This window comes from Parapedobacter tibetensis, assembly GCF_024704835.1.
Taxonomy (GTDB): domain Bacteria; phylum Bacteroidota; class Bacteroidia; order Sphingobacteriales; family Sphingobacteriaceae; genus Parapedobacter; species Parapedobacter tibetensis.
Genome location: NZ_JAMXBE010000003.1, coordinates 104,678 through 131,574, shown reverse-complemented (window position 1 = coordinate 131,574; position 26,897 = coordinate 104,678). Strand labels below are relative to the sequence as shown.

13 protein-coding genes are annotated in these 26,897 nt (G+C 50.0%); 4 read left to right on the top strand and 9 right to left on the bottom strand.

The features are described 5' to 3' along the window. Positions 1–98: 98 nt before the first annotated feature. The gene (locus NF543_RS05510) at positions 99–2,015 is read right to left on the bottom strand and encodes an ABC-F family ATP-binding cassette domain-containing protein (RefSeq protein WP_257667112.1); all 1,917 of its coding nucleotides are present in this window, start codon (positions 2,013–2,015) and stop codon (positions 99–101) included. Between the two features lie 258 nt (positions 2,016–2,273). Here NF543_RS05510 and NF543_RS05505 point away from each other — a divergent pair, with 258 nt between their 5' ends. Continuing rightward, on the top strand, positions 2,274–3,302 hold the full coding sequence (locus NF543_RS05505; protein ID WP_257667111.1) for a quinone-dependent dihydroorotate dehydrogenase: 1,029 nt from the start codon (positions 2,274–2,276) through the stop codon (positions 3,300–3,302). 64 nt (positions 3,303–3,366) lie between these two features. Here the strand turns inward: NF543_RS05505 and NF543_RS05500 are convergent, their stop codons facing one another. The 3 genes from NF543_RS05500 to gyrA all read right to left on the bottom strand — a co-directional run bounded on the left by NF543_RS05500 (position 3,367) and on the right by gyrA (position 8,353). Continuing rightward, positions 3,367–4,539, bottom strand: a complete 1,173-nt coding sequence (locus tag NF543_RS05500; protein ID WP_257667110.1) for a tetratricopeptide repeat protein — start codon at positions 4,537–4,539, stop codon at positions 3,367–3,369. A 4-nt stretch (positions 4,540–4,543) separates the two neighbouring features. Beyond that, a complete protein-coding gene (locus NF543_RS05495; RefSeq protein WP_257667109.1) occupies positions 4,544–5,650 on the bottom strand; it encodes a tetratricopeptide repeat protein in 1,107 nt (368 codons plus the stop codon). A 105-nt stretch (positions 5,651–5,755) separates the two neighbouring features. Continuing rightward, positions 5,756–8,353: a DNA gyrase subunit A gene (gyrA, locus tag NF543_RS05490; RefSeq protein WP_257667108.1), complete on the bottom strand. Its 2,598-nt coding sequence runs from the start codon at positions 8,351–8,353 to the stop codon at positions 5,756–5,758. Between the two features lie 379 nt (positions 8,354–8,732). Between gyrA and NF543_RS05485 the strand changes: the two genes are divergently transcribed. Continuing rightward, positions 8,733–10,028: a mechanosensitive ion channel family protein gene (locus NF543_RS05485; protein ID WP_257667107.1), complete on the top strand. Its 1,296-nt coding sequence runs from the start codon at positions 8,733–8,735 to the stop codon at positions 10,026–10,028. Here the strand turns inward: NF543_RS05485 and NF543_RS05480 are convergent. Together NF543_RS05480 and NF543_RS05475 are read right to left on the bottom strand one after the other, a co-directional pair. Then, positions 10,022–10,447: a hypothetical protein gene (locus NF543_RS05480; protein ID WP_257667106.1), complete on the bottom strand. Its 426-nt coding sequence runs from the start codon at positions 10,445–10,447 to the stop codon at positions 10,022–10,024. The genes NF543_RS05485 and NF543_RS05480 overlap by 7 nt on opposite strands. 222 nt (positions 10,448–10,669) lie before the next feature. Continuing rightward, positions 10,670–12,694, bottom strand: coding sequence for a M3 family metallopeptidase (locus NF543_RS05475; RefSeq protein WP_257667105.1), 2,025 nt, complete (start codon positions 12,692–12,694; stop codon positions 10,670–10,672). Positions 12,695–12,815: 121 nt separating this feature from the next. Between NF543_RS05475 and NF543_RS05470 the strand changes: the two genes are divergently transcribed. Then, positions 12,816–13,073 carry a DUF6364 family protein gene (locus NF543_RS05470; protein ID WP_257667104.1) on the top strand — a complete coding sequence of 86 codons (258 nt, stop codon included), beginning with the start codon at positions 12,816–12,818 and terminating at the stop codon, positions 13,071–13,073. Beyond that, on the top strand, positions 13,070–13,492 hold the full coding sequence (locus NF543_RS05465; RefSeq protein WP_257667103.1) for a PIN domain-containing protein: 423 nt from the start codon (positions 13,070–13,072) through the stop codon (positions 13,490–13,492). Before NF543_RS05470 ends, NF543_RS05465 begins: the two co-directional genes overlap by 4 nt. On the opposite strand, the gene NF543_RS05460 is transcribed toward NF543_RS05465, so the two are convergent. From NF543_RS05460 to NF543_RS05450, 3 genes are all read right to left on the bottom strand, one after another. Beyond that, positions 13,466–13,699 carry a hypothetical protein gene (locus tag NF543_RS05460; protein ID WP_257667102.1) on the bottom strand — a complete coding sequence of 78 codons (234 nt, stop codon included), beginning with the start codon at positions 13,697–13,699 and terminating at the stop codon, positions 13,466–13,468. The two genes, NF543_RS05465 and NF543_RS05460, sit on opposite strands and share 27 nt — an antisense overlap. Further along, a complete protein-coding gene (locus NF543_RS05455; protein ID WP_257667101.1) occupies positions 13,696–14,589 on the bottom strand; it encodes a PorP/SprF family type IX secretion system membrane protein in 894 nt (297 codons plus the stop codon). Before NF543_RS05455 ends, NF543_RS05460 begins: the two co-directional genes overlap by 4 nt. A 113-nt stretch (positions 14,590–14,702) precedes the next feature. Then, positions 14,703–26,792 (bottom strand): BspA family leucine-rich repeat surface protein, encoded by a 12,090-nt coding sequence (locus NF543_RS05450; protein ID WP_257667100.1) that lies wholly within the window; start codon positions 26,790–26,792, stop codon positions 14,703–14,705. Between the last annotated feature and the right edge of the window lie 105 nt (positions 26,793–26,897).

Sequence of the window (26,897 nt, the reverse complement as noted above, 5' to 3'; positions counted from 1 at the left end):
TATTTCACTTGATCTTCTGGACTTCCCAACTCCTTTCACGCAAAGTTCGCTAAGACGCCTACGCTCCCGCCAAGTACGCGAAGGCTCTTCTTTCTGACTTAACCATCCAATTCCATAATTTCCTCCGCCAGTTTTTCCCACTGGTTTTGCAGGGTTTGTAACGTGCTTTTCAGGTCATCGTATTGACGGGATGCTTCGGCTGGCTTTACATTATCCGCATAGAAGTTTTCATCGGCCATCAATAATTCGGCTTCCTTGATAGCCTTTTCCTTTTCAGTGATGCGGTGTTCGATATCCTCCAATTCCTTATGCAGTTTTTTGGTCTGCCATTCCCTGTCGTCTGTTCTTGGGACTTTGGGTTGCTTTGTTTCGGGTTTGGAGGACTTCTTCTGGGATTTCTCTGCAATTGCCTTTGGTGTCCGTTTGGACTGCCATTCCTCGTATTCTCGATAAGTGCCTGGGTATTCCTTAATTTTCCGGTCTTCGATATACCAGATTTTATTGGCCACATGGTCCAGTAAATACCTGTCATGCGATACGAGAATGAACGTGCCTTCAAACTGCGTGAGGGCCTGTATGAGGATGTTCACGGATTGGATATCCAAGTGGTTTGTGGGTTCGTCCAATACGAGGAAATTGGCATCTGCGGTGAGTGCCTTTGCCAAGGCTACCCGAGATTTTTCACCACCGGAGAGCACGCGTATTTTTTTGAATGCATCGTCACCGGTAAAGAGGAAACAGCCGAGGATGGAACGCAATTCAGTTTCCGAATGCTTCGGTGCAAAGATCTGCAGTTCCCGAATGATTTCATTATCGAGATGTAGGGCTTCCAGCTGGTGTTGTGCGAAGAATGTCTGCGTCACGTTGTGTCCGGTTTCACATTTTCCCTCAAAATCTTTGTCGGCATTAGCCACAAGGCGCAACAGGGTAGATTTACCCTTGCCATTGGCACCTATGAGGGCAATCTTGTCGCCTTTTTCGATGACGGCATCCGTTTGTTCGAGGATGGGAACACCGGGATATGATTTGCTGATGTTTTCCAACATGACTACGTGCCTACCGGATTGCTTGCTGAACTTGAAACGGAAATTGACACTTGGGTTATAGTCATCCACATCTTCCACTTTTTCCATGCGCTCCAAAGCTTTGATACGCGATTGCACCATCTTAGCTTTGCTGGCTTTGGCACGAAACCGCTCAATGAGCCGTTCTTCCTGCTTGATCTTGGCCTGCTGGTTTTTGAATTGGTTGCCTTGTATCTCTTCACGCAATGTCTTTTCTTCCAGATAGAAGCTATAATTACCTGCATAGACATCCAGCTTGCCGCGACGAGATTCGACCGTGATGTTGACCACGCGATCGAGGAAATAGCGGTCGTGAGACACGATGACAATGGCTCCCTCAAATGCCTGCAAATAGCCTTCGAGCCACTTGATTGATGGGAGATCAAGGTGATTCGTCGGTTCGTCGAGCAGGAGGATATCAGGAGCTTGAAGCAGTATACGCGCTAGCATCACGCGCATTCGCCAACCTCCGGAAAATTCGGACAGTCGCCGCTTCCGGTCGCTGTCGCTGAAACCCAAGCCTGCAAGTATTTCGTGTGAGCGGTATTCAATGTTATATCCATCCAACGCCTCAAATTCAATTTGCCTGTCGCTTAACTTTTGGATCAAATCGTCTGAGTAGTCGGTTTCCAGCTTTTCCAGCAATCGTTCTATTTCCGTGTGCAATTGGTTTTGGCGCTCAAACGCTTCCATAGCTACATGGAGGATGCTTTTTTCCGATTGGTAGGATAGCAAATCTTGGTTGAGGTAACCGATTTTGATATCCTTAGCCATCGATATGGAGCCCGAAGTAGGTGAATATTCCCCAACAATCAGTTTCAATAGCGTAGTTTTGCCTGTTCCATTGGCTCCTATGAGTCCAGTTTTGTCGCCTGGCTTAATATGCCAGTTGGCCTCGTCATACAGGGCACGGGCGCCGATTTCAAATGTAAGATTATTAATTGCAATCATTTCAGGTGCAAAGGTAGTAAAAAGCTGTCGGCTGTAAGCAATTGGCTATCGTTATCCTAGGGTAGTTTTGTTTGGGGGATTATTGTTGATATAAAAGGAAGGATTAAATTAGGCATTTTGCGCTCTTAGCCCGCAGTGCTTTCCGTGCCCTTTGCGGCGAATGAGCAAAAAACTTCCCGGCGAGGGAAAAAATGGCCCGCGCGGCCAAAGAGCGCAATGATAATCTAAAATCTAAAATCAATCCCTACCTTTGCCCCCATGTATAAACTGGTGAAACCGCTGCTTTTTTCGCTCGACCCGGAGTCCGCTCACTATACCGTTGCCGGGGGACTGAGATCGTTCTGCAAACTGTGGGGAAGTAAGCGATTGCTGAAATCTATCTACGGTTTTGACGACCCAAAACTGGAACGTGAAGTATTTGGCTTGAAATTTAAAAACCCCATCGGATTGGCTGCTGGCTTTGACAAGAATGCTGAGTATGTGGGAGAAATGGCTGCCTTGGGATTCGGGTTCATCGAGATTGGCACGGTCACCCCACGCCCACAGCCGGGCAATGACAAACCCCGTCTATTCCGATTGAGGGCAGATGAAGCATTGATTAACCGGATGGGTTTTAATAACCAAGGGGTAGATGTGGCGGCTAGCCGGCTAAGCAGGCTGAAAGACCGCCAAGGTCTAATCATTGGAGGCAATATTGGAAAAAACAAAGCTACACCCAATGCGGATGCAGTGGACGATTACGTCACCTGTTTCGATGCCTTATTTGACGTAGTGGATTATTTCGTGGTCAATGTAAGTTCACCCAACACGCCTGGGCTACGTGATCTACAGGAAAAGGAACCTTTGAAGCATATCCTGAACACCTTGCAACTGCGTAATGACAAACAGGGTGTTTCTAGGCCCATCTTACTTAAAATAGCACCTGACCTTACGAACAGCCAATTGGACGATATTGTTGAAATCGTGCAGGAAACGGGTATTGCTGGTGTCATCGCTACCAATACGACCATTTCACGTGAAGGGTTGAAGGATAGTAGACACTTGATATCACAAACGGGTGGGTTAAGTGGTGCACCGCTAACCAAACGAGCCACCGAGGTGATTCGGTACCTAGCGACAAAATCAGATCACGGGTTTCCCATTATCGGCGTGGGGGGCATCCATAGTGCGGAAGACGCCCTTGCGAAGCTCGAAGCCGGAGCGGCCTTGGTACAACTCTATACCGGATTTATTTATGAAGGACCAGGGTTGGTGAGGCGGATTGGTAGAAAAATAGCACATGGGTGAATAGCTTAAGCCCTCATAGGTTTTGAAAACCTATGAGGGCTTACACTTATATTATTGCAATAGACTATTGCAGCGCATCTATCCGAGCCTGCAATTCATCGATTTTGACTTTGTCTTCCTTAATTTCATAATATTTTCTAAGGTTAGTCAACGCCAAAAATGATTTGCCATCAAGTTCTACTGCTTTTTCCAAGTAAGGGAACGCAGAATCAAAAATATCGTAAGCCTTTTTAACCTCTACATCATATTCCGCTTGAGGAAGGCTCGCATTGTTTGTTTTATTGAAAAGATCAATCCCTTTATTCAGGATTAACCCGCCAAGGTTGATGTTGGCATCCAAGTAATTGGCATCAATTGCCAATGCTTTCTTATAGGAGGCCTCGGCGTTTTCCATATCGTTGGTGGAGCTGTATGCGATTCCTAGGTAGTAGTGCAGGTTTTTGTTATCGGGATCCTTGGAAACCTGTTCGTTTATGGTACCGATGACTTTCTCCTCATTACCAGCCATGAGGTTCAATTCGATGTTTTGTGTAGCTATTTCCCCGTCTTGAGGGTATTTGCTTGCCCCCAATTCTGCATATTTAATCGCATTGGTGGTGTCGCCCTGCATAAGGTACAGTCGCGAAACATCCAAAATGATTTGTTTGTTGTTTGAGAAGCTATCCACGGGCACAAGCTCTACATATTTGGCCAATGCATTCTCATAATTTTGGGTGTTTACTGCTGCCAAACCTGAATAATACAGTAACGTGGTGTCACCCGGAAGGTATTTCAACCCATTGTTAAACGCATTATATGCAGCTTCAAAATTTTGGCCATCCCATGCAGCCACACCTTTGTTGAGTTCATACTGGGCCAAGATGGAATTAAGGATGCTGAGGTTTTGCTCATTTTCCTTTTCGGTATCGAGGCTTACGGCCTTGTCACGGGCTTCGACGGCTTTCTTAGCATAGCCATCCGAAGCATCGGTGGAGTCTAATAAAGCTAGGTCGGCATTTACCAAGGCATAGTATGTCCATGTCTCCGCCAATTCGCTAGTCTTTTCATGTTCAATAGCTTTTTCCAAGGCTTCCTTAGCCGTGTTCAAATCACTGACACCCAACACGGCATTGCCAATGGATTTTACTTCATTAAATTTATCATAGCTGGTTTTAGCTTTCCGCAAGTTGCTTGTTTGTGCGAAAGCTATTGATGTGGTAAATACCAGCGCACCTAATAAAATGGATTTCACTTTCATGATCTTAGTTTATTGTGAGTTGATTTAATATATTATTTACTCGTTCTAGTTGAATGATATCCCCGGATTGGTCGTACAATACAGCAAGGGATTTCAATGCTTTTACCTCGGAGGGTTTGATTTGATTTGCTAGTAACAAATACTCGCGCGCTTTGTTTTGCTTTTCTTCATTTTCCGGATCCGCAACGTATTCCTTTAGATAAAGCAACCCCAACTCAAAATTACCTTCAAAATTATTTGCATCCAGCTTTACCACTTTCTCATAATACTTCTTGGCAACGGCACTGTTGCCCTCCATTTCATTTGCATAACCTGAAACGTAGTTAAGATGTACATTTTCAGGTTCGTGTGCAAGCGCTTCGTCCACCAACGGTACGATCGCCGAATAGGATTCATTTGCCAAGTACATGTTGATCAATTCGAACAATATATCCTTATTTTCAGGGAATTGTTCTCTGCCAGTAAGCAATGTATTAAGCATTGATCTCTTGTCGTTTTTTTTCCGGTAGAGTTCGGTGAGCTCAAGGATATAGAGCGGGGACGAAGTTTCCCGTTGGCTCATGAAAGATTGGTAACGTTTTATCGCGTTGTCTATCCCTCCGGTCTTTGTGCTCAACACAGCGAGGTTGTGTTTTACATCAATGGTGGAGCTACTTATGGAGTCCACTTTGTGATATTGATGAAGCGCCTCCTCATAATTGGCCTTTGCTATTGCGCGATTGGCCTTGATGAGATACGCATTTGCCAAGGATCGTCTGATATACCTGATCTCGGGTTCATGTTCGTAGCTCAGCTGTTTGTTGTCCAATCGGGCCAGGGCGGCCAGTGCGATTTCTGTTGGATCGGCATTGTACTTCTGTGTCCGGTTTGAGTCTACCACCGCCAATGTGCTGTAGACTAAGCCCCGCAGCAAATTATTTCTAAAATTAGCCGAATCACGCCTTGTTTTATAAGCCTCATCGGCAAATTTGCGCGCAGCTTCCAATTGTTTGAAATCCTTTGATTTGGTATACAGTGCAAAATTGTTGTTGCCCTCCTTCAAGTTGGATTGGGCAACAACGTGCAATGCGCCGATGGTTAATAAGAAAGAAATAAAAACTGTTAGTTTCATCTGTATATAATTTTAATCTTCGACGGCCAGATGGAGCCTTTGATAATTAAAACAATCATTACCCTGTGTGTTTAACGATTATTTTAATCATGTCGGGTTCATTATTTATTCCTCCGTTTGGGGTGTGGTGTCATCGGTATCGTTTACATCGGTATCGCCATCATTTTCCGAAGTTTCCCCTCCGACGATCTCTTCGCCTTCGACGATCTCGCCCTCAATGATTATTGCTTCTTCATGTTCCACTTTGGTGACCGATGCAATCTCATCTTTACCTTTTAGGTTAATGAGGCGTACACCCTGTGTTGCTCTGCCCATCACCCTCAACTCGCTAACGGCAATTCGGATGACGATGCCCGACTTGTTGATAATCATCAAGTCATCGTTATCAGTCACATTCTTTATGGATACTAATCTACCGGTTTTTTCGGTAACATTGAGCGTTTTTACACCCTTGCCTCCCCGGTTGGTTACCCGGTAATCCTCAATATCCGTACGTTTGCCATATCCTTTTTCTGATACAACCAACACCGTTATTTCAGGATTATTAACACTAATCATGCCAACTACTTCGTCATCTGGGCCTGCTAATGTGACACCGCGGACACCGGTAGCGGTGCGTCCCATGGGGCGTACGGTGGATTCATTGAAACGGATGGCTCTTCCTGAACGTAAGGCCATTACAATTTCACTGTTGCCATCAGTAAGGGATGCTTCCAACAGTTGGTCGCCCTCGTTGATGTTGATGGCGTTGATGCCATTAGCGCGGGGGCGGGAGTAAGCTTCGAGGGACGTTTTCTTGATTGTGCCCCTTTTTGTACACATGATGATGAAATTGTTCTCAAGGTATTCCTTGTCCTTGAGGTTTTTCACTTTGATATAGGCCTTAATCTTTTCTTCCTTGGGAATATTGATGATGTTTTGGATAGCACGGCCCCGTGATGTACGGCTACCTTCGGGGATTTCAAACGCCCGTAGCCAGAAACAACGACCAGTCTCGGTAAAAAACAGCATGTAGTTGTGTGCCGAGGCTATGATGATGTGTTCGGTGAAGTCTTCTTCACGCGTATTGGTCCCCAAGGAACCCTTGCCGCCCCGGCTTTGCCTGCGGTACTCGGTCAGCGGTGTGCGCTTCACATAGCTTTCATGCGATATGGTGATGACGATTTCCTCGTCATCGATGAAGTCTTCCATGCGCATATCTTCTGCTGAATGCACAATGATGGAGCGGCGTTCATCCCCATATTTTTCCTTTACTTCTTGAAGCTCATCCTTGATGATTTTCATCCGGAGGCCTTCATCATCAAGAATGGATTTCAAATAATCGATGGTTTTCATCAGTTCGGCATACTCATCCTTGATTTTGTCGCGTTCCAGTCCGGTAAGACGGCGCAGTGTCATATCCAAGATAGCCCTGGCTTGTATATCGGAAAGGCCGAATTTTTCCATTAAGCCAGTCCGTGCTTCCTCCGGGGTCTCCGATGCACGGATAAGCTTGATGACTTCATCGAGATGGTCAAGGGCAATGAGTAAACCTTGCAGTATATGTGCCCTTTTCTCGGCTTCTGCCAGTTCAAACCGTGTCCGGCGTACGACTACTTCATGGCGATGTTCCACAAAATGGTGGATCATATCCTTGAGGTTGAGGAGTATCGGGCGGCCATGCACGAGCGCTATGTTATTTACACTGAATGAGGTCTGTAAAGCCGTATGCTTATAGAGATTGTTTAATACAATGGAAGCATTGGATTCGCGTTTGATTTCATACACGATGCGCATACCGTGCCTGTCTGACTCGTCGCGAATGGTGGAGATGCCCTCCATCTTTTTCTCGTTGACCAGATCTGCCGTCCGCTCGATCATGTTAGCCTTGTTTACCTGGTAAGGTATCTCGGTCACGATGATTTGTTCCCGCCCACTTTTCAACGTCTCAATCTCCGCTTTTGCCCGCATGACGACACGTCCTCTGCCTGTGAGAAATGCTTCTTGCACCCCTGCATAACCGTAGATAATCCCTCCGGTGGGGAAGTCGGGCGCTTTGATATGTTGCATCAATTCGGCGATTTCAATGTCCCGGTTATCGATATAGGCAATGATGCCATCCACCACCTCTGTCAGGTTGTGAGGGGGCATATTGGTGGCCATACCCACAGCAATACCCGAAGCACCATTAACCAGTAGATTGGGTATACGCGTTGGGAGCACGGTCGGCTCTTCGAGTGAATCGTCAAAATTGAGCTGGTAGTCGATGGTATCCTTGTTGATGTCAGAAAGTAGTTCTTCGGCAATCTTCTTCAACCTTGCTTCTGTATAACGCATGGCCGCAGGAGGGTCACCGTCAACAGAACCGTAGTTTCCTTGCCCATCTACCAATGGGTAACGCAAACTCCATTCTTGAGCCATTCGCACCATGGTGTCATATACAGACGAGTCGCCATGGGGATGGTATTTACCCAATACATCACCCACAATACGCGCTGATTTTTTATAGGATTTATTACTAGTTACTCCTAAATCAAGCATCCCATACAATACACGACGATGTACAGGTTTTAATCCGTCCCTGACATCTGGTAATGCGCGGGATACAATAACAGACATCGAGTAATCAATGTATGCGGATCTCATTTGGTCTTCGATATTGATGGGGATAATCCGGTCATTAGCCGGAACGAGGTTGTCGTCGTTTTCTGTTTCTTCTGCCATATTTAGTTCAGTTCATCAATAAAACTACGCGCAACATACTTTTAGCATATTGCGCATGCGAAATTAAGAATTTTTTGGGTGATAAAAGAATGTTTTTTGGGTATAATATCGCTGTTTTTGCCTGTATTTCATTCGTATAGTTTATTCGCTTGTGTTCGTTTTTTTCACATGCAATCATATTTCAAAGGCGTTCAAGCTGCCTTCGGCGGTTAGCGGTACTTCATTACAGCATGCTGCATATAGCAGGTTTCCCTCATCGTATCATTTTTGATGTGACTAATAATTTTCATTATCCATGCGCAATGCATATTTTTGTGCCATAATATTCTTCGCTATTTCTTAAAAACCCAATTTTTTTCGGCTAAGGTGTACAGTGATTATGGAATTACGTTTTGATACTACTACAAACTTTATTTATGAATGGACTTATCGTAAACTGATTGGGTGGGGAATACCTGAAGTGCAGGCAAATATACTCAACCTCTTTATCTTGTTGGCCATGTTGTTGTTATTGCTGGCTGTTATTGATTTCATTACCCGAAAGGTATTGGTCAAAATCCTAACGTCTGCGGCCGGTAAATCCACCACTAGGTTTGATGATTACCTAGTGAATAACAAGACGCTTGTCTATTTTGCGAGGCTCATCCCGATCATCGTTTCCATCCATTTCATCCCGGTGGTTTTCTCGGGTTTTCCAACGTGGATTTCCCCTGTTCAAAAGTTTGTAGATATCCTTTTGGTATTTGGATGGGTTATGCTATTACGGGCATTTTTTAGGTCGGTGCGCGACCACCTCCGTACCAAGAAAGGTTTCCTTGACAAACCATTGGAAAGCTACCTTCAGGTAATCAATATTTTCATGTTTTTCGTTGCGGGGATCATCGTGTTTTCCATGGTTACGGAGGAATCACCATGGGCCTTTTTGGGGGCGCTAGGGGCAGGATCCGCTATCCTCATGTTGGTATTCAAAGACACCATTCTTGGTTTTGTAGCCAGCATACAGGTATCCTCCAATGACATGGTGCGTGTGGGCGATTGGATTGAGATGCCCAAATATGGTGCCGATGGTGATGTCGTTGAAATCAACCTTAATACTGTGAAGGTGCAGAACTGGGACAAGACCATCACGACCATCCCTACCTATTACCTCATTGCGGATTCATTCAAAAACTGGCGGGGCATGCAAAACGCCGGGGGCCGCCGCATCAAACGGGCAATCAACATCAAAATCTCATCCATCCGGTACCTTACGAAAGATGAAATCGAGCGTTTGGAGAAAATACAATTGCTAACTGCTTATATAGGGGAAAGGCAAGCTGAAATCGACCGATACAATACGGAGACCCAAGCGGATCGGTCTATGCCCGTGAATGGTCGAAACATGACGAATGTGGGACTATTCCGCCAGTATATCAACCGTTATGCGCAAGCCCACCCGCAGATTCGCCAAGATATGACCATGCTTGTACGGCAACTTTCGCCCAGTGAGCATGGCTTGCCGATTGAGCTTTACATGTTTACATCGGACACCCGTTGGGCGGTGTACGAAGATATCATGTCGGATATTTTCGACCATTTGCTCTCGGCCATCAAGTATTTTGGATTAGAAGTGTTCGAGGCCCCGGCATCGGATGATATCCGGTATTTACGGGCAGGGAAGGGGGTGGATCATTGACGGTCGTGTGCATCACTGATTACCCGCATGACTTCATCGATTACTGACTTGGCCGCGTCGCGCATTTTTGAGTTGCCATTGAAGTCTGCATCAAGCGTAATTTCTTTGCTTTTCTCTTTGTAGTTATACTGGAGGTAAAACCGGGCTACCGGTTGACCCCCTGACGTGTCATCAGCGGCTGGGCTCGTGGTCATGTCGTCCGGAAGGTTCCAAAAACCCAATTGCGTCGCTTTGCCATGTAGGTATTGCATGTCGTCCTTCCGGAGTTTTATGGTATCTGTCATCAATGAGTCCCGCACATTGAGGTACTGATAGCGCCCGGTTTCAGAGTCAAACTGGTTTACCAGTTCATTACCCTCGCCGTATTTAAACACAATGGATTCAAAATCGGTAAATCGGTAAGGTGCATTTTTGAACATTTGGCTGTAATAGTAAAAACAATACAGCAGAAACGGTACAATGATACAAATGGCAAGGAAAATTCTCTTGGTGCGGTCGCTCATGTTTAATGATAAAATATCGGCAAAAGTAAGGAAATTTATGTGGAAAGGAGTATTGCTATGTCTTTCGGGTGCAGCTAACAGGTTTCACGCAAAGTGCGCCAAGAAATTACGTTGCGGTTCTTTGCACCACATTTTCCACTAGGTTGTCAAACCAGCCCGCTTGAGTAGCGCATCGGCTTCGGGCTTGCGACCCCTGAACTGGATGTAAAGCTCCATGGGATCTACGGTGCCTCCGCTGCTCAGCAGTTTCTTGAATCTGGCCGCTGTATCCGGGTTGAAAATACTGGTTTCCTTGAAATAGGCAAATGCATCGGCATCCAGTACTTCGGCCCATTTGTAAGAATAATAACCGGCGGAATAGCCTCCTGCAAAGATGTGCGAAAACGACGGGCTTTGTGCCGTACCCTTCACATTGGGGTAGAGTTGGGTTTCGCGGATGGTGTCCTTTTCGAAATGTTCAATTGGGGTGTCATCGGCAAGTTTCCCCGTATGGTAGGCCATATCCAATAGGCCGAAACCCAGTTGGCGCATGGTTTGGTACCCTTCCATGAAATTGGCCGCAGCCACGATTTTATCAATTTCTTCATTTGGCAAGGCCTCACCCGTCTGATAATGCCGGGCAAAAGAGCGGAGGAATTCCTGCTCATAGCAATAGTTTTCCATGAATTGCGAGGGCAATTCCACAAAGTCCCAATAGACATTGGTGCCTGACAGGCTTTCATAGACCGTATCGGCCATCATGCCATGCAGGGCGTGTCCAAACTCATGGAAAAGTGTGGTCACTTCGTTAAACGTGAGCAGGGAAGGGGTGTCGCCGGTTGGTCGTGCAAAATTGCATACGATGGAAATGTGCGGCCGGACCTGCATGCCGTTTTCGATGCGCTGACCACGGTAGGCGGTCATCCAGGCCCCTGCCCGTTTACCTTCCCTGGGATGCCAATCGGTATAAAGCAGCGCTTTATGTTCACCATTTTCCAATACTTCATATACGGTTACTTCAGGGTGGTATTTGGGGATGTCGGTACGCAGCTCAAAGACAAGTCCATAGAGCCGACTTGCAGCATCGAATGCAGCCTCCAGCACTTGCGGCAAAGGAAAGTAGGGCTTCAACGTTTCTTCCGACAAGTTGAATGTGGCCTCCTTTAGCTTTTCGGCATAATAAGCGTGGTCATACGGCATGATCGGGGATATGCCATCGGCCTCAGCCAAGGCTTGTAGCTTGGCCACTTCCTCCGCGGCATGAGGCTTGGCCTTCTGCAACAGGTCATGCAAGAAATCAAAGACAAGGAGAGGGGAGGAGGCCATCCGTTCCTGCAAGACAAAATCGGCATGGGTGCCAAATCCCAACAAGTTGGCCCGGCGGGCGCGCAAATCAACGATATCGCGCACAATGCCTTCGTTGTTGTATTCGTTTGACTTCAGCGCCCGAGTGGCCGAAGCGAGGTATAGCTCCTTACGCATTTCACGGTTGGCGGCATATTTCATGAAAGGAACGAAACTGGGAAAATGGAGGGTGAATACCCATCCTTCAAGGCTGCGTTTCTCGGCTTCGTCCTTGGCGGCAGCTAAAATGGAATCCGGTAGGCCCGCCAGCTGTTCCTTGTCTTGGACGTGTAATTGGTAAGCATTGGTCTCCTGCAGTACATTTTGCGAGAATTTCATCGTAAGTGTGGCCAATCGCTTGTCGATATCGCGCAGTTCTGTTTTCGCTTCAGGAGATAACAACGCTCCATTGCGGACAAATCCCTTATAGGTCTTGTCCAATAGTCGGTTCTCTTCATCGGTCAGCGTGGTTTTGTCCATTTGGTCGTGGACCTGTTTTACCTGCTGGAAGAGTCCTTCATTGAGCATGATGTCGTTACTATATGCCGCTAAAATGGGTGAGAGCTCCTGGGCAAGTTGCTGGATATAGTCGTTTGTCTCCGCAGCATCGAGGTTAAAGAAGGTGGCGGAAGCGATGTTGAGTCGAGCACCCGTACGTTCCAGCGCTGCGATGGTATTGGCAAAATCAGGGGTATCCGGATTGGCCACAATCGAATCGATTTCCTGTTTGGCCTCATCGATTAACTGAAGGATGGCGGGTTTGTAGTGTTCTTCCTTGATGGTACTGAATGGTACGCTTTCGAATGGAGTATTGAATGGCTTTAACAACGGATTTTCCATGTAACGACTAGTTTGGCCACAAAAATAGAAAAATTCCCGTACTTCATTTTTGGGGTGTTTACCGTGTTTTTGTTTTTACGTATAAAACTTTTATCTTTGTCGTATTAAATGCGCGAATGACATGGATGCTAAAATAACCCTTTCCTTTGATAAAGAAATTGTCGAGCGGGCGAAGTCTTTTGCCGATGAACATCACATCAGCCTTTCCCGCCTTACTGAGTTTATCTACCGGCAGCTTACAACCAAATCATACGGCAGCCTGGAAGAGTTACCCATTTCCGATTGGGTGAACATGCTCGCCGAGGGACAGGTCGAGTACCAGCGTCAGCCCCGCAGTCGAAAGTCCCTGAAAAACGAATATCTCAGTACCCGTAAATGAAGGTGTTTCTGGATGCTAATGTGCTTATTGCCGTGTTGAATAAGGAGTACCCATTGTTCAGCACTGCTGCGAGGGTGTTAAGTTTGCAGGATGACAAACGGTTTATGCTAGTGACTTCGCCGCTATGCTTGGCCATTGCGTTTTATTTTGCCGAGAAAAAGTCGGGCACCAATCTTGCCCGGACGAAAATCGCACTGCTAGTCTCACGTTTGCAGATAGCGGCATCCGATGCCGAGACCGTCAGGCAAGCGGTGGCCGATAAACGCATCCATGATTTCGAGGATGGATTGGAATATTACGCTGCCGTGCAATCAGCCTGCGAGATCATCATCACCGAAGATAAGGGCGACTTCTATTTTTCCGACCTACCCGTGTACAGCTGCGCGGATTTCCTAACGGGTTACGTCTTTGGTAATTGATACGCATATAGCGGTCGATGTCGGTGGTGATGTTTGCATAAACCAGCCCTCGGTTCCCCAGCGCAGCCGAGCCCAGAGTAGTGCATCGGCCAGCTCGGGCACAGCATTGGCCCAGGAGGAACCATCGCCTATATGACCGGTGGTGGTTTGGTCTACGGTTTTGTTGACGTACACCAAGTTGCCAGCGCTAGGGGTGATGTTGGTCAAAGAAGTGGGACATTTTTCCCGAACCGGTAACTGATGCCAATTTCATGGGTACTGTTATTAATCCTCCTTTTGAGCGGTTCGTTCCGGGGGTTGAACTGGTAGGCATACCCCAGTCCGAATCCGGCGAAGTTGAATTGCGCCATCGCTGCAAGTTCGCCATAGCTCCTTACGTTGAACCCGATGCCGAAGACGCGTTTGATGAAGAACAGGGCGGAGGCCTCGGCCTGCGGACGGAGGCTTTCGGAATAGGTTACCAGCAGGGATGGCCGGACGTGGAAGTCGGTGCCGAGCGGGAACAGGGCTCCCGCCGAAAGGTGATAGACATTCCGGAAATTGTAGCGGGAATCGCCGGTCACGCCAAGGTTCCCCAGCATGAGCCTTGGCAGGGAGAGGCCCACGTAATATTTTTCGGGCCGGTAAAGCATGATCCCGAACCCGACGAGTGCGTCGGTCTCCCGGATGTCGTCGCGGACGGTGGGATCGATGGGGTCGAGCCCCGAATAGTTTCCCTCCATGTAGCTGACCCCGGCGTTGAGTGCCAGGGCGAGGTATTCGCTTTCGGAGATCCGTACGCCCTTGGCGAAGAAGGCGGAGGCCTCGGTGAGTTTTTCCACGGCCAGGCTTTCGTGGCGGATGTTGAGGCCCACGGTGGCGTTGATGGATTGCAGACCGATGTGGCCACTTCCCCAGAACACTGTCGGTGCGCCATCGATGCCGACCCACTGCCGCCGGCCGATAACGGATAAAGAACCCTGCTCCTGCAGGAGTGAGGCGGCGGGATTGATGGCCGTCCGGATCTGCCCATGTTGGGTGTGGGTCAGGGGTTGCTGGGCCGTTGCCGTGATCGCCGCTGCAAGCAGAGTGGCTGTGGATATGATAATTCGTTTCATATTTTTTATCTTTATGGAACGCGGATTACACCGATTGGACGGATTTTCGCTGGTTGGCCATTGAAAATAATCCGTATGGATCCGCGTCATCCGTGTTCAATCATTCGTTAAACCTAGTACCTCAATACAAACCATCCCTTTTCGTATTTCCATGTTCCGTTGACCTTGATTTCCGCTACGTAGAAATAGGTTCCTGCGGGCAGGGGCAGCTGGCCGGTGCTGATGCCCCTGAACGCGATGCTGCCGTTGTTGTATCCCTTGGCCTCATAGAGGATGGTGCCGTTCCGGTTGAATACCGTCACCTTGTTTTCGGGATGGTCCTTGATCCCCTCGATGAGAAGGAATTCATTGATGCCATCGCTGTTGGGTGATACGACTTTGCTGACGCGCATCGGCAGTTCGGCCGTTGGATCAACGACACGGATAGTCACGGTCACCGGCTCGGCCGCTTCGTGGTTGGCGTCCCCTTCCTGTATGGCGGTAATGCGCACCGTGCCTAGCCGGTGGATACGAAGGGTAGTGCCATTCAGTGTGGCCACCTCGGGGTCATCCACTTCAAGCGTTACCGGTAGGCCACTGCCCGCCGATACGTCCAGCGTGATGCTGCCCGCATCGCGGTCGACGGTCGCCGGGGCATCGAAGTCGATGGACTGGGAAGCTTTGCGTACCACCAGGGTTTGGGTTGCCGACGGCCGGGATGCGTAATTAGCATTCTCCGGCACGGTGGCCGTGATGTTGGCTGTTCCCGCGCCAACGATATGGATGCGGCCATCCACGATGGTGGCTACTGTAGGATCGCTACTCATATAGCCCACTTCCTCACCGCTGCTGGCTGTAGCCTCAGCGTCGAAGTCCCCATCGCCGAAGGTTTTCTCCGGTAGGGATGGGAAGCTGATGGTACGTATGCCAGGCTTCACGGTCACCTTGGTGGATATGACCACGTCCTGGTAGTTGTCCTGTTTCACCGTTACCCTCACCGTATATTCCCCTGCTTCGGTCACGGTGTTGCCGGGTTTGGTATTGCCATCGGCATCCGTCACGGTGTATTCCACGGTGGCATCGGGCGGTAGGTTTATGGCCGTCACCGGATGAGGCTTGCCGTCGTAAGTGAATTCGAGCTTTTGCGGCAACGTGATGGCGGGGCCATTCCAAACCGCCCGCTCGATGACGAGGGTCACGGTACTGGCTTCCGCACTGAGGTAATTGGCGGTTTCCTTGGCCGTTACTGTGATGAGGTAACTGCCCGCCTCGGTGTATCCCTGTTGTGGGTTGTATTCCAGCGTGGTTTCACCATGGTTCAGGCTAGCCGCTACGTTTTTGACCGTCCCGCTATAGGTGTGGGTCTGCAACGCATCGGCGGTGATGGTGGCTTGGGCTTTGGTGATGGTCACCGGCGTACTTACCGTGATGTCCTCATAGTTGTCCTGACGGATAACGACAATCACTGTATAATCCCCTGCGTCGGTAATGGTGTTTCCGGGGATCTCGTTGCCATCGCCATCGATGATGGTATAGATCACTTCACTGCCTGGGGGCACATCATCCACGGTTATTCCGTGTTCTTCACCATCATAAACGATGGGATCGATGTCGGGGAAGGTCACCGGTGTACCCGTCCAGTCCGCCTTGGTGATCTTGAGGGTCACCTCCCTACTGGCGGCCTGATAGTTAGCCGTTTCAGCGGCGGTAATGGTGGTGGGGTAGGTGCCCGCATCGGTGTACCCCCGCTGCGGGTTGTAGCCTAGCGTGGTTTCACTATGGTTTAGGTTGACCACTATATTTTTGACCGCTCCGTCGTAGGTGTGGGTCTGCAACGCATCGGCAGTGATAACAGCCTTGGCTTTGGTGATGGTCAGTGTACCCGCTTCGAACGTGACCGTGTAGTTATCTCCGGCGGTCAGCATACCCTGCGTAATCGCGTAGGTGCCCACATCCTCGCCGGACTCGCGGGCCAGTTCACCCGTGAAGACGTCGTTATCGATCAATGTCGGTGCTGCCGTGTAGGTCAGCGCCGGATCGTTCGTTCCGAACACTTTGGATTTATCATCCGCCGTCACCGTAATGACCAGTGGTGTTACGGTCAGTTCGGCCTTCAATTCCATATCCCCGTGGTTGTCACCCGTGATGGTGGCGGTCACCTCCTGCGTACCTGCATCTATGCGTCCGTTGTTTTGGTAAGTCACCGACGCACCTTCCGGCAGTTCGCCCATGATGGCCAGCGTGTGTTCCATGCCATCGTAGGTGAAGGTACCGTCGTTGAACGTGATGCCTTCATAACCTGCTGGCGTGATGGTCAACGTACCCCCTTCGAACGTCATCGCGTAGTTATCTCCGGCGGTCAGCATACCCTGGGTAATCGCGTAGGTGCCGACATCCTCGCCGGACTCGCGGGCCAGTTCACCCGTGAAGACATCGTCACCGATCAACGTTGGTGCCGTTGTATAGGTCAGCGCCGGATCGTCCGTACAATAGATCTTGGATTTATCGTCCGCTGTTACGGTAATCACATACGGTGCAATTACAAAAGCGTTATTATCTTCCTCGAACGTAATGTCATAATTATTAGCGCGTTCACCTTCAACCGTTAATATGATGTCGTATTCACCCACATTTTCGCCGGCTTCGCGCGAAGTTCCGGAAATGATATCCGTCAGGGCATCCCCATGCACTAATTCACTGTCCTCGGCCAAGGCATGGCCGTAATCCGCAGGGTCAGCTGCACCATATATCTTCTCTTGGCCGGCCGCGGGCATGATGGTGATGGCTTTCGGTGCCACCGTGACCATAAAACTCAACGAAGCCGCTTCAAAGTTGTCCGTTTCTCCCTGTTGTACGGTCAATGTGGCTGTGCCAGCCAGTTGTGCGACTACCGCATTCAAATCGTTCAGATTCAGTACAAGTGCGTCGCCTTCCTCAAACGCATGGGAGATTTCCGCATTGGGATCGGTGCTGCCGAATGTAAGTACTCCACTATCGCCATAGGTCAGTGAAAGCCCTTCCCCAACATGGATGCCCGTATCATTCCATGAAGCGGTAAATTGTGGTGCGCCTTTCGCGACCGTTACGGTTATCCGGACTTGCAAGTCTTCAGGGTTAGTAAAGAAGGGCTCGTCGCCCGGATCCGGCAATACCAGCGGTACCGCGAACACATATGTGCCCGCTGTTTCGCCGTTGTACGCATCACCTTCAGGTTCTAACAGCATCCAGTTGTCGGTATTTCCGTCTAGTGCCACGGTCACTTCTGTTTCATCACTCAAGGTGCCCGTTATTTCCGTGGGAAGATTGTCAATGGTGTTTAGGGCCGTGCCATGGTCTACCTGCACGACTTCCGGTGTCGAAAGGCTAACGATTGCAGGTACCTGACTACCCTGATACTCATAAGCGCCCATATCGATAGTGCCGTCGGGGTAGTTATACACCCGCGGTTCGCCACCCAAGTCGAGGTCGCTGGCGATATCCGTGCCATTCACGGCCTTATACGCTTCGTTGCTACCCACATTAATGACCGGGCTATTGGGTTGCAGGCGATAGTCGCCGCCTATTGACAGGCCAGGCGCCACTGTGGATACAAATATGGCATCAGGGGTTAGCTCGGAGTCGGTGCCATCTAACACGCCGGTTGCCTCATTAGCGTCCATTCCCTGCACCAAGCTGTAAGTGATGGTGGAAGCCCCCGTATTGTCCTCCATTCCGCTGCTATTGCCATAAACAATGCTGTTGTGCAGTGTGGTGGAGGATACGTTATCGTATATCCCGCCGCCTTCGCCGCTAGCAGAATTCCCAGCAAACGTAGCGTTGGTGATGATCGGGGAGGAGGAGGAATTATACATCCCGCCGCCGTAGATTGCTGTATTTCCGGAAAACGTGGAGTTGGTGATGGCCGGAGAAGATTCTTCGTTAAACATCCCTCCGCCGAGTGCGTCTGCAGCATTGCGGAAAAATGCGACGTTGGTTAGTGCAGGGGACGAGCTATAATTATACATTGCGCCGCCCCGAGTTGCCGCATTACCAAAAAATGCGACGTTGGTGACGGCTGGGGACGACGTTAAGTTAAACATCCCGCCGCCAAAATCTCTATTAACAGGGGTTCCATTGACGCTGATGGTAGTGAGCCCTGTATTGGCATTGCTTCCCGTGATGGTAAAACCGTCTAAGCGGGCCGTGCCCACTTCGTTAACGGAGATTACTACGTGATAGGCATCGCCGTTAGAAAGGCTTTCGCTATTGTCCAGGTCGCCGGAGAGGATGGTGCCCCCCTCGACTTCGCTCGGGGTGACACCCGGCAGGATACGGGTATCATCGCGTGTTTCGATACCATTGTCGGGATCGAACCCTCCGTATAGTTGCACATCAGGCACCAGCACAAAAGCTCGGTCTCGGTTGGTGGTTTCGTTGCCCCGATTATCTGTTTCTGCCGCACGGTACAGCGGCAGGTACGTACCGTTGGCCACCCAGATCTGCAAGGGGATAGTGCTATCCCAAAGTTCGTCTTCTTTATGATCACCGGCCCATTTCAGGGCATCGGCCAGTTCGGGCAGCGCGTTTGCCCAAGAGTCGCCTGTGGGGATATGCCCCTCCACATCCTTTTTAGCAATGTCCACGTAGAGGATGTTGCCTGCGTCTGGAGTGATGGTTGGTTCCGGTTCACGTTGGAACTCATAGGCGCCCATATCGATGGTGCTGCCATTCAGCCGAGGGTTACCGCCTAAGTCGGAGTCGTTATCCAACACTCCTGAATAGGCGCTGTTGCTGCCTTTGTCGATGGCCGGGCTGCCCGCTTGCAGGCGGTAATCGCCATTCCTGAACGGGGCCCCTTCATAACTTGGAGGGTTGACAAATAAGGGGTCTATTTCCAGGTTTCCCTCGCCGGCATATCCGTCCTGTATAATGCTGTGGGTAATATTTAATTCACCTTCCGAATGAAGTATCCCGCTGCTATTTCCCCAAATGATACTATTGCGGATGTTGGTGGAGATGTCCGTAAGGCCAAGACCCGCAATCGCCCCGCCATTAAGCGCTGTATTCCCACTGATGGTCACATTGGTCAGCGTGGGGGACGATTCGTCGTTATACATTGCCCCGCCGCGAGCAGTAGCGGTGTTTCCGCTGATGATTACGTTGGTCAGCACGGGCGAAGACATCGAGCCGTACATCCCGCCACCGTCTTGAGCCATATTCCCGCTGATAATCACGTTAGTCAGGATCGGGGAAGGGCCTTCGTCGGCCATCAGGTTGACCCGATTTGCCTTGGTAGCTTCGGTGGTCACATTGGCCAGTATAATAGGATTTGCATCAACTATTGAGTTGATCAACATTGGGTTTATCCCAAGCTTATTCAACCAACCAGCGCTGTTTCCTGTACGATTTATGCCAGCCCTGCTTTTACTGATCAGCGCCTGGTCGATTATCGGACTTCCAATGATGTTGAACCATCCACCACCATTCCGTTGAGAAACGGTTTGCCCATTCACCTCAACCGTGCCATCGGAATCGGCATACCCTCCTGTAATCGTAAAACCGTCCATCAGAAAGCTTTCATCCGTTGTGGTGCCGGCGGCGATGACCACATGGTAGGTGTTGTCCGTATTGCTGTTCACATCGCCGATATTGCCGGAGAGGGTACTTCCGCCAGTGAGGGATTCTTCGCCAACGCTCGGAACGATCCGTTGGTGAGTAAGCTCCGTGATGCCGTTTGCGGGATCGAAACCGCCATAGAGCAGCGTATTGGGTACCATCACGAAAGCGTTGCCCCTGCCGTCGCCTTCAAACACATAACGATAGTCTTCCGCATCGTAGCGGGGCAAGTAGGTGCCTTTGGCCACATAGATTTTCAGCGGGTCACCAGTTACCGGCTCGGGAATCAAAGTTTCCAATTCCCGTTTCGCACGAGCCCACAGCAGTGCATCGGCCAGTTCAGGTACCGCATTGGACCAGCTGCTGCCGTCAGTAGCGTATTCAGCGGTGGTTTGATCTACGGTTTTATTGACATAAATGATGTTGTTTGCGTCTGGCGCCAGCGCTTTTTTGAATGGGGTTTCGATGGCACCCATATCGATAATATCTTGCTGCAGCCTGGGAAAACCAAAAAAACTTAACTGATCATCAAACGGTCCGACGAGATCGATGTACGCCTGGTTGCTGCCGGTGTTGATGGTTGGACTGGTCGGGAACATCATGGCCTCAAGTGCTGCATATTCGAAGAGCGGGAAGCCTACATCGGCGACATTGCCGTTGTCGGTAGCCATCCTTCCCTGCACCAGGCTGTATTGGACATCGGTGGCATCCGTTATACCGAACACCGCATTGCCATACAAAATAGCATTGCGGATGATCGGATTGCCGGCTTCCAAGTAAAATGCCTGTCCCTCAGCTGCTAAATTACCCAGAATCGTGACATTGACCAGTACGGGAGCACTGCTTGCAGATGCGTTATAAAAGCCTGCACCTTTAGGCGCGGTATTTCCTACAATCAGTGTATTATAAAATAGTGCTGACCCGGTATTATAAATACCACCCCCAGCTGTTTCAGCGGTGTTATTCAAGATGTAAAGGTTGGCAAAAGTAGCATCCCCGCTGTTATATATGCCTGCGCCTTCGGGGGCTTCTTCCATTTCGAAGAAACCGAAATCGCCGATGACAAAGCCATCAAGTACCGCGTGGCGGGAGAGTGTGAGCCCCTCCGGGTTACGGACAATGGAATTTCCATTACCATACAAGACGGTAGTGCTTCCTGAGAGATCACGCGCTGCCAGGGTGGTTTCCGTACCCTCAAATCCACCATAGATTTTCACGTGGTCTACCATTTCAAAAGATTGGCCACGGGCGGGCTGGTATTCCCCTTCGGACACCCAGATTTGGAGGGGATCAGTTTCCGACCAGTTACCGGCATTTTTCCTAGCCCAGATCAGCGCACTCCAAAGGTCGGGCACGGCATTGACCCAAGAGGAACCATCGCCTGTGTAATCGACTGCTTGTTGATCGACCTCCTGATTAACGTATAGGATATTGCCAGTTTCTGCGGGTACCAATATCCGTTTGCCGGGGCCTTCCAAGGCACCCATATCGATGGTGCCCTGTTGTACCCTAGCTGCGCCGATCAGGTCAAGCTGGTCAGCTAAGGCTCCTATGTAATTGACATACGCCTCATTACTCCCCGCATTGATGGCCGCACTTGCCGGACTTAGCGAGAAATCACCAGTTGTGGCATCGGTAAAGAGCGGGTTGGTCATGCCTGGTACATTCCCATCGCTATTGACGGTCAGACTCTGCACGAGGCTGTTTTTGATGTCGTGCTCGCTGTTCACACCGTCGGTTCCATTTCCGTAAAAAATAGAATTCCGGATGATCGGTTTACCCGCTTCCAGGTGTAACTCCTGTCCGCTATCGCCTTCGTTGCCGCTGCTGGTCACATTGAGGAGTATAGGTTGGCTGGGTTGGCCACCAGCGACTTCCGTATTGAAGAACCCCGCACCAAGGGGAGAACGGTTTTTGGTGAAGAGAATATTATAAAGCAACGGTGAGGCGAAATTCCGCATGCCCCCGCCGGAACCGGTAGCCGTGTTGCCGGTAATGATGAGGTTGGCAAAGGTAGCATCACCTCTATTATAGATTCCGCCACCTTGGGTGTTATTACCCCCGGTTATGGTAAAGCCGTCCAAAACAGCAATGCGGGAAAGCGTGAGCCCTTCCGGATTGTGGACAACGGAAGAACCGTTGCCTAGGAGGGTGGTGTTATGTAGATTCCAATCACGCAGGTCCAGTTCGTTTTCTTCACCGGCAAAGCCACCATAGATTTTTACATGATCTACCATTTCAAAGGATTGGCCGGCCGTGGGTTGGTATTCCCCTGCAGCTACCCAGATTTGAAGCGGGGCGGTTTCCGTCCAATTGCCGGCGTTATCCTTTGCCCAAGCGAGTGCCGTGGCCAGTTCGGGAATAGCGTTGGCCCAGCTATCGCCAGAGCCGTTGCCACCCGTTACGTTTTGGTTGACATATAACATGTTGCCGTGGCCAGACCGAAGTTCATACGCACCCATATCTACGGCGGTCCCCTGGATACGGGCAGCGCCATCCAGATCCGTATCGATGGCAGAAAGATCCGGTGTTTGACCGGCATCGTACACAGTATTGTCCCCCGCGTCTATCGCTGAACTGCCCACTTGCAGGCGGTAGTCGCCGCCTGTAAACGGGGCGCCGGTATGGTCTGGAGCGTTGACAAACAAGGGGTCTTCATCGAGGTTTCCCTCGCCGGCATATCCACCCTGTACAATGCTGTGGTTGATAGTGACTGTGCTTGAAAAATTATATATCCCACTGCTGTTTCCCCAAATGATGCTGTTACGGATGTTGATGGGGCTTGATGCACTGATGTTAAACATCCCACCGCCCTGGCTGGCCGTATTACCGCTGATGGTGATGTTAGTCAGGATGGGGGAACCTGCGTTAAACATCCCGCCGCCCCTGCTGGCCGTGTTTCCACTGATGATTACGTTGGTCAGCTCGGGATTGGAAACATTATTAGCTATTCCACCACCATCACCTGATGGCGCATGATTTCCGCTGATCGTCGAATTGGTTAATATGGGGTTTCCGCCATTGTTAAACCAACCAGCTCCTAACGGTAATAATCTACTCTCGCGTATGGTATTCCCATTAATCAAGAGGTGGTTAGCCGTCGGGCTTCCACCCGCATTCATCCACCCACCGCCATCTAGTTGAAACACCTGCTGCCCATTCACGGTAATCGTGGCATCGAGATCCCCATACCCACCGGTAATGGTAAAACCGTCCATCAGGAAGTGTTCATCCAGTGCGGCACCGGCGGTGATCACCACGTGGTATGCATTATCGGTTTGGTCGCCGGGCTCGCCGATGTTGCCGGAGAGGATGCTTCCGCCGGTGAAAGATTCTTCTCCCAGGTTCGGAACGATACGTTGGTGGGTTAAATCGGTGATGCCGCTCGTGGGGTCGAACCCGCCATAGAGCTTCGTATTGGGCACCATCACGAAGGCGTTGTCCCGGTCGCCGTCTGCAATATATGACCCGTCTGCTGCATGGTACAGCGGCAGGTAGGTGCCTTTGGCCACGTAGATTTTCAGCGGTTGCCCTGCGTTCCAACCTGCATCGGTTCCATCTTCACCCCAATGTAATCTGGCCCACAGCAGTGCATCGGCCAGTTCGGGCAGGGCATTAGCCCAGGAATCGCCTATAGGGGTGTGCCCCTCTACATCCTTTTTAGCGATATCCACGTAGAAGATGTTGTCGGGATTGGGGGTGATATCGGCATCGCATTGTTCGATATCCCCTATGATCGTCCAGTTATATCCGTCAGTTAATTGCCGCCGGGCATCCGCACCCTGGCAATATGTTAATCCATTGGCGCCCATGGTTACTCCGGTTTTCAAATTGCCGTGTTCGGCCCAACCGATCAGCGTGGCGTCGTAGTTTTCAAGGGAAAGCCCGGAGTTGTAGAGCATTCCATTCATACTTGTCACGTTGGAAACATCCCAACCGCCTAAATTCCGGTCAAAGTTTGTTGCACCAAAGAGCATTCCATTCATATCAGTCACACTGGAGACTATCCAATTGCCGATGTTTCCATTGAAGCTGACCGCGTCATAAAACATAGCTGTCATATCGGTCACCTTGGAGACATTCCACATGTTCAGGGTCTGGTTAAAAGCCGACGCGCCATTGAACATGCCGGCCATATTGGTCACATTGGAAACAGCCCAGTTGTTCAGGGCCTGGTTAAAAGCCGATGCGCCATTGAACATGCCGGAGATATCGGTCACATTGGATACATTCCATTCGTTTAGATCCTGGTTAAAAGCCGATGCGCCGTTGAACATTCCGGCCATATCGGTCACCTTGGAGACCTTCTCCTTCCAATTCCCGATATTTCCATTGAAGCTGGTCGCCTGGGTGAACATCCGGTTCATGGTTATCACATTGGAAACGACCCAACTGCTCAAATCCTGGTTAAAGGCCGATGCGCCGTTGAACATATCGGACATATCAGTCACACTGGAGACCGTCCAATTGTTGAGGTTTCTATTGAAACTGGTCGCGCCTCGGAACATTAAGGCCATATTGGTCACCTTGGAAACATTCCACGTGTTCAAGGCTTGGTTAAAAACCGATGCGCCATTGAACATTGCGGACATATCGGTTACATTGGGGGTCTGCCAGCCGCTGATGTTTCCGTTGAAGCTGGTTGCGTCTTGGAACATCTGGGACATATTGGTCACCTTGGAAACCGTCCAATTGTTCAGGCGCCGGTTAAAAGCCAATGCGCCGCTAAACATCCCGGACATATCCGTCACATTGGTGACGTCCCAATGCCCGATGGGGCTGTTCATGGACGAAGCCCCTCGAAACATGTTTGTCAGAGAAGTGACTCCGCCGAGATCAGGGGCGTCTGTGGCATTGATGACTAGGTTTTCAGCACCCCAGAAAGCATTTTCCATGCTTGTCCATTGGATATTGCCCCATTGCTCTATAGCATGTATTTTTAACCTGTCGCCTTCGTTATTGAAGAAAATCCGCGGGAAATCACCGGTGATTTCCACCCGGTAGGTACCCGGTGAAGGAAATTCAATGGTGAGATTGCCTGTGACATTGCTGATCGTTCCGTTTTTCGAGTCATCGTTTATATCTTCCCAATATACGTCATAGTTATAACCGCCTCCTTGCGCAGGGATGATGATCTGCTGTTCATTTGAGATGCCGTCGTTGTTGGTCTTCCAGGTAGTGATGAAATTGCCCGGATCGCCCGGGGTAATGGCCGGGATGCCCTGAGATTCATACGCACCCATGTTTACGATGCCGCCGTGGATACGTGCAGCGCCGTCCAGATCGGTGGTTATGGCGGATAAATCCGGTGTTTGACCGATGTCATACACAATATTATCCCCCGCACCAATAGCCGGACTGGCCGCTTGCAGGCGGTAGTTACCGTGGGTAAAAGGAGCGCCGGTGTAATCCGGTGCGTTAACAAACAACGGGTCTGCATCCAGATTGGTCAGGCCATCAACCCCGCCTTGTACAATGCTGTGATTTACAGAGATAGGAAGTGATAAAGAAATATAAAAAGCGCTACTGTTCCCCCAGATGATTGCGTTCCGCATCTGTAGGATTTCATCACCAACAAAGGGCCTATGAGCTACCGCGCCGCCTTGGGGCGCCATATTGCCGCTGATGGTCACGTTGGTCAATGTGGTCGAGCCTGTGTTAGATATCCCACCGCCCCAGTTGGTAGCGGTATTCCCACTGATGAGCACGTTGGTCAGCGTGGGGGAACCTATCGTCGTATACATACCACCACCCTCCCTCGCCGCCGTATTCCCGGCGATCGTTACATTGGTCAGCGAAGGGGAAGAGACGTTGCTGATCCCACCGCCTATGTTAGCTGTGTTTCCGCTAATGGTTACATTGGTCAGCATCGAGTTGGAGCCGTTCCCAAAATAAATTCCGCCGCCCCGTCCATTTTCCGCATGGTTGTTGCTGATTGTGGAATGGGATACGACTGCCTGACCGCCCATATCATTAGACCATCCCCCTCCCGATCCGCTGTTGGTTACTGTATTCCCAGTGATCAAGAGATGACTGGCTGTTGGGCTTCCGCCCACATTCATCCAACCGCCACCAGTTCGCTGCTCAATGTTCTGCCCATTCACGGTAATCGTGGCCACTAAATTTCCATACCCTTCCGTAATCGTAAAGCCGTCCATGAGGAAGTCGGTCGTTACCGAAGCCCCGGCGGTAATCACCACGTGGTACGCATTATCGGTTTGGTCACCGGAGTCGCCGATGTTGCCGCTGAGTACACTGGGATGCGCCTGCCAATCACGGTCGGCCATACCGGGGTTGCCAGTGGCGGGGAAGCCCCCGTAAATTTTGACGTTTTTGACGAATGTAAATGCATTGTCGCGGTTTACAGGGTTTATTACCTCAAGGTTATTTGCTGGTCGTGTAGGCAGATATGTGCCCGCGGCCACCCAAATCTGGTTGCCTACGGCAGACGCATTGATCATCGCCTGCAGGTCGCCGGCGGCGTTGGCCCAGGAGGAGCCATTACCCGTGCCCCCTTCTTTTACATAGCGGATGGTTTGTGCTTGAACCATGTCGGCCATGCCTAACAAACAGAGGGTAAGCAACAGCGACATCAGCCGCCCGGGGCTATTCGTGGTAAATACGGTCATTGGTAATAACGGATAAATGTTTTCTGTGGCGAATATAGGCCGCTACTTAGCCAAAGCCATGAAATGGGCATGGACAAAAACGTGGACAAATGGGATAAAGCGGGC